Source organism: Candidatus Binatota bacterium, assembly GCA_012960245.1.
Lineage (GTDB): Bacteria > Desulfobacterota > Binatia > UBA1149 > UBA1149 > UBA1149.
Window position 1 is genome coordinate 1 of record DUBO01000046.1, and the last position, 13,972, is coordinate 13,972.

The window sequence follows — 13,972 nt, forward strand, 5'->3', positions numbered from 1 at the left end:
TCAGGCTCAACGCACTGCAGCGGGCCTGCGATCTCTGGGGCGCGCGCCTGCAGAGCACCGTCGAGATCAGGGTGGGGGCAGAGTTCAACGCGCTGGGCGGTGGCCCGAGTTCGGCCACGCTGGGGTTTGCCGGCCCCAACGGCGGCTTTATCAATTTTGCCAACGCGCCGCGCGCGGACACGATCTACCCCCAAGCGCTGGCCAACAGTCTTTTCGGTATCGATCTCGCTGAGGGGCTAGACGACATATCGGCGACTTTCAACAGCGATGTAGACGGCCCCATAGTGCTGGGTCCCACCGACTTCTACTACGGTCTTGACGGGTTGCCTGGCAGCGACGTGGACTTTATCACGGTGGCTTTGCACGAGCTCGGCCACGGCCTGGGTTTTCTTACTTTCGTAGACGTCAGCACCGGGGCGAAAAACAGCGGCTTTGACGACGCCTACATGCTCAACCTCGAAGACCACAGCAGCGGCCTGGGCTGGCCGGTGATGACCAACGGCGAGCGCGTGGCCTCGGCGGTTGACCAGGGCGATCTGCACTGGACGGGCCCGTCGGCCCGCGTGGCGACCACTGGGCTGTCTGCCGGTACCCACGCGGGCAGCGGCCACGTGCTCATGTACGCGCCCAGCCCGCTGCAGCTCGGCTCATCGGTGTCGCACTGGAGTCTTGACCTGGCGCCCAACGAGTTGATGGAGCCGAGTTATTCCGGCGCCAACCGCGATCTCGAAATAACCCTGGCCGCCTTTGAGGACATCGGCTGGCTGACCCTGCCCGCGGTGGTCTGCGGTGCGCCCGTGACCGAGAGTTTTCCGCCCTCTGCTTCTGACGCGCTGTCCATACTGCAGACCTCTGTGGGTATGAGCAGTTGCGCACTGTGTATCTGCGACGTGGATTCGAACGGTTTTATGGCGGCGTCAGACGCCCTGCGTGTTCTGCAACGCGCCGTGGGTCTGTCGGTAACGCTCGTCTGCCCGGCCTGCTGAACAGAGCGGGCGGCTGCAGGTCAGTCGAGTCGGCTGATGTCTTCGAGTTCGCGGCCGCGGGTTTCGGGCAGGCGCAGCAGCACCAGGCCTCCTACCGCCACCGTGAGCGAAATCCAGGCCGTGGCCGAGGCTATCTGCTCGGCGTTGTCGCTGCCCATTCCCAGCAGCCACAGTCCCAGCGCCCAGCCCAGGGTCTGCACCGACACCGTCCAGCCCGAGGCCGTGCTGCGAAACGAGGTGGGAAACAACTCTGTTGATATAGCGCGCAGTATTACCGAGCCGGCCGTACCGCAGAACACTATGAAAATGTAGGCAATCGGCAAAGCGGCGCCGCCGGGTCCGCGGTAGAACAGCCAGGCGGCGGCAGGGTAGAGCAGGAAGAACACCGCACCCACTATCCTGCGGCCGTGTTTGTCGCCCTGTTTGCCGGCTACGATGTTGCCGATTATACCTACCATTCCACCGGCGATGACCATGAACGAATACTGTCCGGGCGACCAGCCGTGCAGCTTCTGCACGATGTAGGAAGTGAACTGGAAGACGCTCACCTCGCCGGTAGCAACCAGCAGGCTGGTCAGGCCCACGAGCGCTGTGCGGCCCGGAAACGCGGTGGCCAGGTCGATGACCGGCTGCAGGGCGTCGCGCCAGCGGTGGTCGGTGTCAGCCGTGGATGCCTTACCGGTGGCGAGTCGGTTGGCGATAAAGCGACCTGTCTCGGGCAGGTTGCGGCCGAACATGGGAAGCAGGAATACGGGAAGTATTCCTATCGCGTAGAGGCTGCGCCAGCCGAAAGGCAGCAGGTCGATGAAGGCGAAGCCGAGCGCCCCGAGCCCGTGACCGAAAGCTGCCAGCGCCGCCGTCATGCCTATGCCCCAGCCGCGGTGCTCGGCCGGGAACTCCTCGGCGATCAGCACCATGCCTATGGCCACGCCGGCGAGCAGGAAGGTGCGCGTAAACATCTGCGCTGCGACAAAGTGGGCCGGCGTCTGGGCCAGCGCGGTGAGGAAGGTGCCCAGGCTGAAGCCGACGACGGTGGCCAGGAAAACCGGGCGACGCCCGATGCGGTCGGCCACCGGTACTACTGCAAGGGCCGGCAGGCCGCCTATCCTCACGAGTCCGAGCAGGCCGCCCATCTTGTCTTCGTCCATGCCCACGCCTTCAGCGATGTGCTTGAGCGCCGAGGTGATTATCGAAAGGTCGTAGCCTTCGAACAGCAGGGCCAGCGAGACCACCCCCAGCAACTTTATGTGGCGGTCTTCGAGGGGGGGGAGGGGCCCAAGGAAGTGAGGGATCCACCAGGGGCGCTTGACGGCTGCTGCACTCACGGAAGGGGGGGGAGCTCCACTATCGCAACGCCGTCTTCTTCAACAACGGGCAGTGACTCAAGGCTTTTTCCCGAGGGCGGCCCGGCTACGCACAGGCCGGTAGCCGGTTCGTACAGGGCCCCGTGCGTGGCGCAGACTATCCAGCAACGGTCGTTTGAAAGAAACCGGTTCTCGACCCAGTCGAGCGTGGTGGGTATGTGTCGGCAGCGGTTGCGGTAAGCCAGCAGGCGGCCTTCGTGCCGCAGCAGGAAAGCCGGCGCGAGGATGTTTTTATCCTCAACACCGCCTTCCGTGGGTGGCGCTGCATCAGTAAAAGAAAAGGCAAGAGTCTCGCCTTCGGCCAGCTTCGAGGCGGCATCTATACGCATGGTGCGCGGAGCCATCCGCGCAGACTATCAGTGGTGGCTTGGCCGGGCTACTGCGCCTCGGGCCGTGGGGCTGGAGTTGTGGGTGGCTTTCATGCTAAACAGGGCCACCGGTGTTGTCCGGGGGAGTACTCTGCTTATGGTTGCCACGCTTCGTCTGGGTTCTGCTCACCGGTCTGTTTCAGCATTCGCCCTTGCTTTCGTTTTCATCGCCACCGCGACCCCCGGACAGTCCTGGTCGGCGGGCCCCGAAGTCGGCATGAAAATCACCAAGGTGAACATGCACGAGTACGACGACTACCTGCCGCCGTCGGTGCAGATCATGCTCGACTACGGCATGACCATAGAAGTGGGCGACTACGAATCCTGCCCATGGCCCAAAGCCTTTATTGAAGCCACCGAGAAGTACTCGAGCCAGGTTGAGTTGGCCGAAGACAACCTGGCCCTGCACAACTACACGGCCGGCATGCCGTTTCCGAACATCGACGCCAATGATCCGGCTGCCGCGTGGAAGATCATGTGGAACCATGAGCACAAGCCGGCCTTCAGCGATGACGTGCGCACCGAGTGGGTGGTCGAGAACATGGACGATCGCGGCTACGTCGAAAAGATGCTGTCGTCGGATGTCTGGCGGCGCCTGAAGTGGGAAGGGCGTATCATCCATGACCCGAAACCGGTCATAGAACACGAGCCGCCCATGCGTTTCACCGAGCAGTGGGGGCCGATCCAGACGCCTTTCGACTTGAAGGGGACGTCGTTTTTATCGTACCGCTACGAGGAAGCGCAGCGGTCGGATGACTCCTGGCTCTACCTCCCGGCACTCCGGCGTGTACGTCGTTATTCCACCTCGGATCGAAGCGGCACGCTGTTCGGCGGTGACATAGACCAGGATTCTATCTGGGGCTTTAACTCCAAGCCCGAGTGGTGGGATTTTCGGTTGCTCGGCCAGCGCGAAATTCTCGTACCCATGCACACAGGCAAGTACGGTACCCTCGACTTGTGGTGTGGCACCGCCGGCACCGCCAGTTGGGTGCCCTGCGTGAAGTGGGAAAAGCGCAAGGTATGGCTGGTCAAGGGCACCCCCGAGCGCTTGCCCGTGTACGCGTTTTCGAAGCGCCACCTATGGGTTGACCAGGAAGTATACAACGTGACCACTTCTGAGATTTTCGATAAGGCCGGTGAGCTTTGGAAGGTGTGGCAGAACACCTTCTGGTGCACCGAGTCCGTGCGTGACAATCGCCGCTACGAGGATAAGCGCCTGTTCACGCCGGCCATAGCCATGATCGACTTCCAGTTGCGCCATAGCTCGCGCATAACGCCACCGGGCCCGGCCAACCCCATGGAACACGACTGGATGTTCGAGGCCAGCGAGGAGTCCTTGAACGTGCCCGAGTTCTACACGATAGCCAGCGTTCTCAACGAGGGACGCTGACGTTTCGCGGCGGTCGCCACACTGATAGCCGGGCTGATTGCAGCCTCGGTGTTCGGCCGCGGTGCAGAAAACGGCCTGGGAAACAGTAGGGCGCGTGAAAGTGCTACGCCGTCCGCTGCTGCTGTTCGACGGCGACTGTTCGTTCTGTCGACTATGGATCGAGCGTTGGCGGCGAAGCAGCGGCGAAAGCGTAGACTACGCCTCCTCGCAGCAGCGGGGCGCTGAGTTTCCGGATGTAGCCCCCGACGTCTTCGAACGCACGGTGGTGCTGGTCGACGTCGATGGTTGCGTGTACCAGGGCGCCCACGCGGTGCTGCGTACCCTGGCCGCTTCGGGGCACGACCGCTTGCTTGTTGCTTACCAGCGGCTGCCCGGTTTTGCCCCCGCCGCCGAGCTGGCCTACCGCCTGGTTGCGGCCAACCGCGGGCTGGCCTCGTTTGTCACCCGGCTGCTGCTGCCTGTTTCTCCCGCGCGCTACCTGTTGACCCGCAGATGTTTTCTGGCGGGGATGGGCCTTGTCTATCTCGCCGCGTTTGTTTCGCTGTGGGTGCAGGTACACGGCTTGCTTGGGAGCTCGGGCATCACGCCGGCAGACGAGCTGCTGCAACGAGCGGCGGCTGCGGTACCCGGGCCCCTGCATTGGTGGCGCTGGCCCACGCTGATGTGGTTGTGGCCGGGGGACATCTCGCTGCACCTGCTCTGCGCTGGGGGCGTGGTGGCGGCTTTGATGATGGTGGGCGGCCGCGCGCTGGTGGCGGCGAGCACGGTGGCCTGGCTGCTGTACCTTTCGCTGTTTACCGTGGGCGGCGTTTTTCTCAGCTTCCAGTGGGACATCCTTCTGCTCGAGGCTGGTGTGCTGGCTCCTTTTCTCGCCCTGGGCTGGCGCGCGGGACGCGCACCGTCGCGGGCAGCGTTGCTGCTGTACCGCTTGCTGTTGTTCAAGCTGATGTTCATGTCGGGGGTAGTCAAGCTGATGGCCGACGATCCTGCCTGGTGGAACCTGTCGGCGCTCGACTTTCACTACTGGACACAGCCCTTGCCGCCGTGGACTGCCTGGTACGCGGACAAGCTGCCCGCCGGTGTACAGCGGGTATCGACCGCGCTTATGTTCGCGATCGAGTTGCTACTGCCCTTCGCCTTGTTGGCCGGTCGTCGTGGCAGGCAGCTGGCGGCGGCGGGGTTTGCACTGCTGATGGTGGTCATCTCTTTCACCGGCAACTATGGTTTTTTCAACCTGCTGACCCTGGTCCTGTGCCTGCCGCTGCTCGATGATCACGCAATCGACCGCTTGCTGCCGGCGAGGGCGGCAGGCCTGCTGCGGGGACCGCCGGGCGATGGAGCAACAGCTGCAGCAGGCGCGGGGGCTGTAAGCGCTGCCGCGCGCCTGGCTGGCCTTGCTGCGATGCTGTTGCTGGCCGCGCTCAGTCTCGGACACATGACCGGCCGCCTGCTGGGCTACGCAGTGCTGCCCCCGGCCCTGCGCTCGACGATGACCAGCTTGTCGCCCCTGCACCTGGCCGGTGGTTACGGCCTGTTTGCCCGCATGACCAGGCAGCGAAGCGAGATAGTAGTCGAAGGCAGTCTCGACGGCCGCCAGTGGAAGGCCTACGAGTTTCGCTACAAGCCCGGCGACCCGGCGCGGCGGCCGGCTTTCGTGGCACCGCATATGCCCCGCCTGGATTGGCAGATGTGGTTTGCCGCTCTCGGTGACTACCGCCACAACCCCTGGCTGACGGCGTTTATGCGTCGCCTGCTGCAGGGTTCTCCCGCGGTCATGGGCCTGCTGGGCGACGACCCCTTTGATGGCCGGGCGCCTCGTTACCTGCGGGCACTGCGCTATGACTATCACTTCAGCCCGGGCAGTGACGACGACGCCTGGTGGCGACGCGAGCCGCGTGGTCTCTACGCGCCGGTAATGGAGCGACGTTAGCTTGCTTGAATTGTCGCGGCCGTCGTGTCCTCATGCGCGGCTGCGGGAGGGCGGCAGGTGGCAGCATCCCTGCTGACGTATCCGCCCAAAGGAGTATAAAGAATACAGATGAACATTGCCGAGACCGACGCCCTTTTGACCACCACGCGCTCCGTGCGCAAGCGGCTCGATTTTTCCCGGCCCGTTGAAGCCGAGCTGCTCGAAGAGTGCATTGACCTGGCGCTGCAGTCGCCAACCGGATCAAACCAGCAGGGCTGGCACATCGTCGTGGTCACCGACGAGGCCAAGCGCAAGGCCATAGCCGACGTGTACCGCGAGGGCTTCACGGCTTACCAGGCCATGAAAGAGGGCGTGGATCCAGGTTTCAGTGAGGACGACCTGCGAGCCGAACAGATGCCGCGCGTGTATGACTCGGCCGGTTACCTGGCCGAGAACATGGAGAAGGCGCCGGCCTTCGTGCTTTTCTGCGTAGAAGGCCGGGTGGAAAATGCCGGAGTCATCGGGCAGGCGTCGTTGTACGGCTCGGTGCTGCCCGCCGCGTGGTCATTCATGCTGGCCGGGCGCGCGCGTGGGCTGGGAATGGCCTGGACGACCATTCACCTGTTCAAGGAGAAAGCCGTGGCCGAGCTGCTCGGGCTGCCCGATAACGTGACCCAGACCGTGCTGTTTCCGGTGGCGTATTTTACCGGTGACGGCTTCAAGCCCGCTAAGCGGCTGCCGGCCTCCAGCGTTACCCACTGGAACAGCTGGGGCAGCAAGCGCGGCTGAAAGCTGGCTGCCTTCTATCGCGGTGCCACCCTTGCGGGCACAATGGTCGAGGGGCCCTTTTCGGCCCCCGGTACTGAGGTCCGTTCGAGCGGGCTGATACGTGCGGGCCAATACGAGAGTCAAGGTGGCGGGCGGCGAAAGGAAAAAACGAGCGGCGAATCCTCACCTGTGGGTATCGAGTACCTACTTTGCCGAGGGGTTTCCGTACAGCGTAGTTCACCAGCTGGCCGAAGTCCTGTTCAAGGAAGCGGGCGCCAGCCTGCAGGCCATAGGCCTGACCTCTCTTTTGCACCTGCCCTGGAACCTCAAGTTTCTATGGGGCCCGCTGCTCGACGCCTTTGCGACCAAGCGGGCCTGGATGGTAACTGTCGAGCTGCTGATGGCCGTCCTGCTGGTGGGCCTGGCGCTGGTCGCAACGAGCGGGCAGGTGTTGCTGTTTGCGTCGCTGCTGTTTGCTTTGCTGGCCGTGCTGTCGGCTACCCACGACATAGCCATCGATGGCTATTACCTCGAGGCGCTCGACGAGGACGACCAGTCGCGTTTTGTCGGCTACCGGGCGTCGGCCTACAAGGTGGCCATGATGCTGGTCGCCGGCCCCACGCTGATTTTTGTCAGCAAGGTCGGCTGGTCTGCCGCGTTCGCGGCCACCGCGGTGGTCATGCTGCTGTTGATGGCCTGGCACCAGGTCTTTCTGCCCAGGGTAGAGGTGCAGCAGCGTCCCGCCAGGGTGATGCTGGCCACGCTGTTGCGCGGGCGCGTGCTGGCGGGGGCGGTCGTGCTCGCAGCGTTGTTGCTGGCGGGCCGGTGGCTGCTGCCACAACTGCAGCCGCTGCTCCCGGCTGCACTGCAGACGGTGTCTGTTTCGGGCTGGATCGCGATCTCGCTGCTCGCGTCACTGCTGCTGGCCATGGCCATGTTGCCCCGGCTCAAGCGTGTGCTGGCGGGTAGCGATTCGTTCTACGCGTCGGCCTTCGTTGATTTTCTGGCCCAGGACAGGGTGGGGCGCTTACTGGCCTTCGTGGTGCTCTTCAGGGCCGGCGAGTCCTTCCTGCTCAAGATGCGTTATCCCTTTCTGCGCGATCTCGGCATGAGCATGGAGCAGTACGCATTTGCCAGCGGCACCGTGGGGCTGGTGGCTTCTTTCGTGGCCACGCTGCTGGGTGGATACCTGATTTCAAGGCACGGGCTGCGGCGCTGGATATGGCCTTTCGTGCTGGCGCAGAACACGCTCAACCTGCTCTACATGTGGCTGGCCAGCGGATCGGGCGAGGGGCTGCCGGCGTGGACGCTGGTGGTCACGCTCGAAGCCTTCGGCTCGGGCCTTGGCACCGCCGTGTTCATGGTTTACCTCATGCGCTGCTGTGGCAGGGAGCACCGGGCGGCCCACATGGCGCTGCTGACGGCCTTGATGAGTCTCGGCTTTACCATAGCCGGGGTGGCCAGCGGTTTTCTCGCCGAGGCGCTCGGGTTCACGAGCTACTTCGGTTTTACCTTCCTGGCTTCGTTACCGGCGATGGCCTTGATACCGCTGCTGCCCAACCTTGATCGGCCGGCAGGCGCCGGTCGGGCCTGATGCTCAGTTGGCTGGGCTGATGCTCGCTACCGAGTAGCCAGAATTTCCCAGCGCCTTGGAGCAGGCTTCGCTGCTCAGCTGGTGGTCCCCTGACACCGACACCTTGGCCGACTGCGTTTCGAAGTCGACGCTCACGCCGGTGACGCCGTGAATGCCCTCGAGCATTGACTCGATGGCTGGCGGGCAGCCTATGGCGCAGCTCATGCCCTCGATGGCCAGCACGTAGTCGTGCGCGTCTGCGCTGGCGACGGCTTCGTCGGCAATGGCGCTGCTGACCGCCGGGCCCGCGAACTGGGTACCCATGAGAAGGACCGCTGCTGTTGCCAGCGCGGCCAGTGATACGGCTGTTCTGTTCATCATGACAAGTAACCTCCGGCCTAATAGTATAGCCGTGTCACGGGTTAAGAGCAGGCCCCGGGGCAGTATTTCCACGAGAAAATTCTACCAGCTCCCTGCCCAGCTCTTTGGGGTGGTCTAGATGCAGCCAGTGGCCGCCTGTTTGCCAGCGGCGGACCTGTATTGCAGGTGTCCAGCGCTCCAGGCCCCGGGTGAGGGGTAGCCCCAGGTGGCGGAAATCAACCTCGAAAAGGTGCGCGGGTATAGAGCGTTTTTTGACCTGCTGGGGTCGCGACGCCAGCGCTTGTATGGGATGCTCACGGCCTCGCTTGCTGGCGACGGAGAAGAACGTGGGTAGCCTGGAAATTTGTAAGCTGGCCGATGTCAAGCTCGATGAGGTTGCCGCCTTGTTGCATGAGCAGCGCCTGCGCCTCGGTCCGTCGACACCGGCCGCGCTGCAAGGCGACGCCTTGCGCACGGTGTGCCTTGAGCTGGTGACGGGACTGGCCGCCAACCGGCGCTGCGATACCGCGGTGCTGGTGCAGGGCGGACGGGTGGTCGGCCTGCTCGCCGGCGAGCGGCAACTTCACGCGCCTGAGAAACTGGAGTCGCTCTACCAGGAGCAGCGCTCGGTGCAGGTGCCCCTGCACGGCTTTGCCCTGGCCGAAGACATAGAGCCCTTTGCCGGGGTGGCTGCCATGTACGGACATCTATCGGGCCGCTGGCTCGAAGATGGACTGATGACTCACACCCTCGACCTCGCAATCGGCGACCGGGCGGTCACGGATGCCTGGGTGGCCATGGGCTTTGGTGGAAAGAGCGTCTGCGTGTTACGCGAGACCCGGCTGCCGGTGGAGACCAACAGCGGTGTCACCACGCGCCTGGTCGATCCGTTTGACGAGCAGGCCGCGGCTGTTGCCGACCAGATGCACAGGCAGCTGAGTAACTGGCAGGCCGGGCCCCCGATGTTCTGGCCATACAACGGGGAGCCCGACGCTGACTACTCGCGGCTGCGCAACGAACTGCTGGCGGGAGACGACGCGGCCCTGTTTCTCGCCGGAGACACCGACAGCGCCAAGGGCGCGGTCGTACTCATTCCCGCCTTCTTCATCAGTCGCCTGTTTGACACCTCGAGCATGCTCTACTTGTGGGAAGGCGTTTCGGCAGCCGGGCAGAGAGGCGAGGGCACGGGTTCGGCACTGCTGGCCCAGGCCATGGCCTGGGCACACGGCAGGGGCGTGCGTTGGTGCGCCCTGCACTTTGCGTCGGCCAACTCGATGGGTGCGCCGTTCTGGACAGGTCACGGTTTTGTGCCGGTGGCCGATACGCTCAAGCGCGTGCTCGACCCGGCCTGTGCGTGGGCGAGGGGGAGCGACTCATGAAACGGAGTTTCGTACTGGTGGCGGCCCTGTTGTCGGGCCTCACCCTGTTGTTGTTCTGCGTGCTGGGTCCCGCGGTTGACCGCAGAATGAACAAGGTGGGCGGCGGAATGCCGCACGAGCCGTCGGACAGGGCGCGTGAACTCTACGACTCGTTGTTCGTGGCCGACCTTCACGCCGACTCGTTGCTGTGGGGGCGCGACCTCTCGCAGCGCGGTGAGCACGGTCACGTTGACCTGCCTCGCCTGCTGGCCGGGGGGGTCTCGTTGCAGGCCTTCACCGTTGTCACCCAGGTGCCGATGGGCATCAACATAGAGAGCAACCCCGCCGACAGCGACATCGTGCTGTGGCTGGCGTTGGCGCAGCGCTGGCCTTCGGCCACCTGGACAAGCCTGGCCGAGCGCGCACTGCTACAAGCGCGGAGGCTCGACGAGCTCGAGGCTGGCTCGGGCGGGCAACTGACGGTGCTGAGAACTTCGGCTGATCTCGACGGTTATCTTGCCCGGCGCGGGCGGGGCGAGAAGACGGTGGCTGCCTTCCTGGGTATAGAGGGGGCACACGCCCTGGACGCGGATCTGGCAAATGTCGATCGCTTGTTCGACGCGGGGTTCCGCATGATGGGCCCCACCCATTTTTTTGACAACGCGGTAGCCGGATCAGCCCACGGACTGGAGAAAGGTGGGCTCACCGCGCTGGGCAGGCAGGTCATCGCGCGCATGCAGGAGCTGGGCATGATAGTGGACCTCGCGCATTCGTCGCCTGCCACCGTAGACGAGGTGCTGGCCCTCGCAGTCCGTCCGGTTGTCGTGTCTCACGGGGGCGTAAAGGGCACCTGCGACAACACCCGCAACCTGTCGGACAAACACCTGCGCGGCATAGCGGCTACGGGCGGGGTGATCGGCATTGGCTACTGGGAAACAGCCGTCTGTGGTGATGGCCCCGCCGACATTGCGCGCGCTATAGTGCACGCGACAAAGGTGGCCGGTGTGCGCCACGTCGGCCTCGGCTCTGACTTTGACGGAGCGATCACCGCCCCCTTTGACACAACGGGACTGGTTTCACTGGTTGACGAACTACTCGACGAGGGACTGTCCGACGACGATATTGCCGCCGTCATGGGCGGCAATACCCTGCGCGTGCTGCGCGCGGCGCTGCCGGCTGACTGAAAGAAGCCCGGCGGCCCGGTCCAGGCTTGACGCAGGCGGGTTGGGCCAATAGCTTTGCCCGTCCGCGCCACGGTCGCTTCAGCTGTGGTCAGTACGGTGCGGTCCGATTACGATGAGTTCCCGTCTCAGCAGAGCAGATGCAGAAAAAACTCCTGGGGCCGTGCGTTTTGTCATGGACGACGGGCTTGAGCTCGTGGGTGACGCCCACGGGGACAGTGCTGCGCCCCCGGTGTTGCTCCTGCACGGTGGTGGACAAACCAGGCACGCCTGGAAGAACACCGCACGGGTGCTCGCCGACGCGGGCTACTACGCGCTTGCCCTTGATCTTCGCGGGCATGGTGACAGTGGCTGGTGTGAGCGGGGCGACTACGCCTTCCATGTTTTCGCAGAGGATCTTCGCTGTGTGGCTGGGCAGATGGATGGAGCCGTGGCCATGGTGGGGGCGTCGCTCGGTGGCCTGGCTGCGTTGATCTGCGAGGGGGAGATGGCACCGGGGCAGGCGTCGGCGGTGGTGCTTGTAGACATCGCCCCGCGTATGGACAGCAAGGGGGTCGAGCGTATTGTTGCGTTCATGAAGGCCCGTCCCGATGGTTTTTCCAGCCTGGAGGAAGCGGCCGACGAAGTAGCCAGGTACCAGCCGCATCGCCGCCGTCCGCCGTCCAGTGAAGGCTTGGCCCGCAACCTCAGGCAGGGCGAGGACGGTCGTTGGCGCTGGCACTGGGACCCCGATTTTCTCAGCTCGCGTGGCACGTCAGAAGACAGAGAAAACTTTCACGACCGTTTGATGAAGGCAGCAGCTTCGCTCGAAGTGCCGACGCTGCTGGTTCGCGGCGGCATGAGCGAGATAGTGAGCGAAGAAGGCGCGCGTGAGTTTCTCGACGTCGTGCCCCACGCCGAGTACGTCGACGTGGAAAAGGCCTCGCACATGGTGGCCGGGGATCGCAACGACGAGTTCTGCTCGGCGGTGGTCGAGTTTCTTTCACGCACGGTACCCGCCTGACGGTACCCGCCTGGCCTTGCAGTTGGACTACCGCCCCCCGGATGGGGGGCGGGCGGGCACATGGACCCGCGGGGCTGCATCTGATCGCGCCGGGCGCCCGCAAATACCTTGACAACAAGGCTTTAATCCGTGTTCTATTGTGAAATCCCCGGGGCGCGATTCTGTCGGGGTTTCCTGGGTGTGATGTTCGTGCGGTATCGACTCTACAACGCTCTGCTGGCTTCAAGCCTGGCCCTGTTCTTTCCGGTGGCGGCGAGCGCGGCTACCATAACCATCATTAATCTCGACTCGGCCGGCGTGGGCCTGAACGACACGACGCCCGCCACTCCCGTGGGTGGCAATACCGGCACCACCAAGGGTGCCCAGGCACTGCAGACTTTCGAACTTGCCGCCTCGATATGGGCGGGCCTGCTCGACAGCAGCGTTGAGATAAAGGTGGGCGCCAGCTTTGCGGCTCTCAGTTGTACTGCCTTTTCGGGGACGCTGGGGTCAGCGGGGCCGGAAACCGCTCACCAGAATTTTCTCAACGCGCCGCTGCCGTCGACCTGGTACGTGCAGGGGTTGGCCAACTCGCTTGCCGGTAGTGATCTCGACCCTGCGAACAATGATATAGGCATGCAGTTCAATGGCGCGATGGGCACCACCGGCTGCCTGGAGTCGCTGTCCTGGTACATGGGGCTGGACGAAGTCGAGCCGGCAAATACCATCAACCTGGCAAGCGTAGCACTGCACGAGATCGGTCACGGCCTGGGTTTTCTTAGCCTGGTCTCGCTTTCGACGGGCGCCAAGTTCAACAGCGCCGACGACGCTTACAGCAACCTGCTCGAAAATCACTCCACCGGCACGCTCTACCCGGCCATGACCAACGCGCAGAGGGTGACGGCAAGCACCGATACCGGCGACCTGCACTGGACCGGGGCCGCGTCGGTGGCTGCATCGGGCGCGCTCAGCTCGGGCGTGCACGCTAGTGGCCACATCGAGATATACGCGCCCAGCCCGCAGGAGTCCGGCTCGTCGGTGTCCCACTGGAGTACGGCCGCTTTTCCCAACGAGTTGATGGAACCCAGTCACACCGGTCCCGATCTTGACCCTGGTCTGGCGCTGCAGCTCATGGTCGATATCGGCTGGCAGTTGCTAAGTGGTTGTTCAGGCGGGGTGCCCGACGGTACGGTCTGCGATGATGGGTTGTTCTGCAACGGCGTCGATACCTGCAGCGGAGGAGCGTGCAGCAACCACGCCGGCGATCCGTGCAGCGGGGGTAGCGAGTGCAGTGCCACCTGTAACGAGGTCGCCAATAACTGCTTCGACATCTCGAACACGCCCTGTACTGCCGATGCCATCGAGTGTACCGCCGACGTATGCGACGGCGCGGGTGCGTGCAGCCACACCGACGCCAGTGCCCAGCCGGGCGGTTGCGGCGATGACGGCACCTACCGTTGCGACGACTCCAATGATCCGGGTGGTCCCAGCAGTTTTGTCTACGACGACATCGCCTCCAGCGGCAGCTCGCTTGCGCTGGCAGATGACGCGTCGTCCGGCGCGGCGCTGGGTTTTACATTTAATTTTTACGGCAGCGATTACACGTCGCTGAACGTATGCTCGAACGGCCTGGTTTCCTTTACCGACAGCAGTTGCCCGTTTACCGCCGCTTCTATCCCCAACGCCGCCGCCCCAGACGCCGCGATCATGGCTTTCTGGGAAGACCTGAACCC

General features: G+C 64.0%; 11 protein-coding genes. 8 read left to right on the forward strand and 3 right to left on the reverse strand.

All coding sequences use genetic code 11. The features are described from left to right. Positions 1 to 1,006: 1,006 nt before the first annotated feature. Positions 1,007 to 2,311, reverse strand: coding sequence for an MFS transporter (locus EYQ35_08275; protein HIF64131.1), 1,305 nt, complete (start codon positions 2,309 to 2,311; stop codon positions 1,007 to 1,009). Beyond that, positions 2,308 to 2,694 carry a Rieske (2Fe-2S) protein gene (locus EYQ35_08280; protein HIF64132.1) on the reverse strand — a complete coding sequence of 129 codons (387 nt, stop codon included), beginning with the start codon at positions 2,692 to 2,694 and terminating at the stop codon, positions 2,308 to 2,310. Before EYQ35_08280 ends, EYQ35_08275 begins: the two co-directional genes overlap by 4 nt. Here EYQ35_08280 and EYQ35_08285 point away from each other — a divergent pair. The 4 genes from EYQ35_08285 to EYQ35_08300 all read left to right on the forward strand — a co-directional run bounded on the left by EYQ35_08285 (position 2,576) and on the right by EYQ35_08300 (position 8,379). Next, positions 2,576 to 4,108, forward strand: coding sequence for a DUF1329 domain-containing protein (locus tag EYQ35_08285; protein ID HIF64133.1), 1,533 nt, complete (start codon positions 2,576 to 2,578; stop codon positions 4,106 to 4,108). The two genes, EYQ35_08280 and EYQ35_08285, sit on opposite strands and share 119 nt — an antisense overlap. 37 nt (positions 4,109 to 4,145) lie before the next feature. Next, on the forward strand, positions 4,146 to 6,038 hold the full coding sequence (locus EYQ35_08290) for a DUF393 domain-containing protein (GenBank protein HIF64134.1): 1,893 nt from the start codon (positions 4,146 to 4,148) through the stop codon (positions 6,036 to 6,038). A 108-nt stretch (positions 6,039 to 6,146) separates the two neighbouring features. Beyond that, positions 6,147 to 6,806 carry a nitroreductase family protein gene (locus EYQ35_08295; protein ID HIF64135.1) on the forward strand — a complete coding sequence of 220 codons (660 nt, stop codon included), beginning with the start codon at positions 6,147 to 6,149 and terminating at the stop codon, positions 6,804 to 6,806. 100 nt (positions 6,807 to 6,906) lie between these two features. Then, entirely contained in the window at positions 6,907 to 8,379 is a 1,473-nt protein-coding gene (locus EYQ35_08300; protein HIF64136.1) for an MFS transporter, read from the forward strand. Positions 8,380 to 8,382: 3 nt separating this feature from the next. On the opposite strand, the gene EYQ35_08305 is transcribed toward EYQ35_08300, so the two are convergent. Then, positions 8,383 to 8,739, reverse strand: a complete 357-nt coding sequence (locus tag EYQ35_08305) for a heavy-metal-associated domain-containing protein (GenBank protein HIF64137.1) — start codon at positions 8,737 to 8,739, stop codon at positions 8,383 to 8,385. 326 nt (positions 8,740 to 9,065) lie between these two features. Between EYQ35_08305 and EYQ35_08310 the strand changes: the two genes are divergently transcribed. The 4 genes from EYQ35_08310 to EYQ35_08325 all read left to right on the forward strand — a co-directional run. Then, positions 9,066 to 10,097: a hypothetical protein gene (locus tag EYQ35_08310; GenBank protein ID HIF64138.1), complete on the forward strand. Its 1,032-nt coding sequence runs from the start codon at positions 9,066 to 9,068 to the stop codon at positions 10,095 to 10,097. Next, a complete protein-coding gene (locus EYQ35_08315; protein HIF64139.1) occupies positions 10,094 to 11,260 on the forward strand; it encodes a peptidase M19 in 1,167 nt (388 codons plus the stop codon). The genes EYQ35_08310 and EYQ35_08315 overlap by 4 nt, the downstream gene beginning before the upstream one ends. 172 nt (positions 11,261 to 11,432) lie before the next feature. Further along, the gene (locus EYQ35_08320) at positions 11,433 to 12,260 is read left to right on the forward strand and encodes an alpha/beta hydrolase (GenBank protein HIF64140.1); all 828 of its coding nucleotides are present in this window, start codon (positions 11,433 to 11,435) and stop codon (positions 12,258 to 12,260) included. 189 nt (positions 12,261 to 12,449) lie between these two features. Beyond that, the coding region (locus tag EYQ35_08325; GenBank protein ID HIF64141.1) for a hypothetical protein at positions 12,450 to 13,972 on the forward strand (1,523 nt) is incomplete at its 3' end.

What these genes read in the sequence shown, in the direction of transcription:
- EYQ35_08285 (HIF64133.1), top strand. Translation starts at nt 2,576, where the DNA reads ATGTTTTTATCCTCAACACCGCCTTCCGTGGGTGGCGCTGCATCAGTA.
- EYQ35_08280 (HIF64132.1), bottom strand. Translation starts at nt 2,694, where the DNA reads ATGGCTCCGCGCACCATGCGTATAGATGCCGCCTCGAAGCTGGCCGAA.
- EYQ35_08295 (HIF64135.1), top strand. Translation starts at nt 6,147, where the DNA reads ATGAACATTGCCGAGACCGACGCCCTTTTGACCACCACGCGCTCCGTG.
- EYQ35_08305 (HIF64137.1), bottom strand. Translation starts at nt 8,739, where the DNA reads ATGATGAACAGAACAGCCGTATCACTGGCCGCGCTGGCAACAGCAGCG.
- EYQ35_08315 (HIF64139.1), top strand. Translation starts at nt 10,094, where the DNA reads ATGAAACGGAGTTTCGTACTGGTGGCGGCCCTGTTGTCGGGCCTCACC.
- EYQ35_08320 (HIF64140.1), top strand. Translation starts at nt 11,433, where the DNA reads ATGGACGACGGGCTTGAGCTCGTGGGTGACGCCCACGGGGACAGTGCT.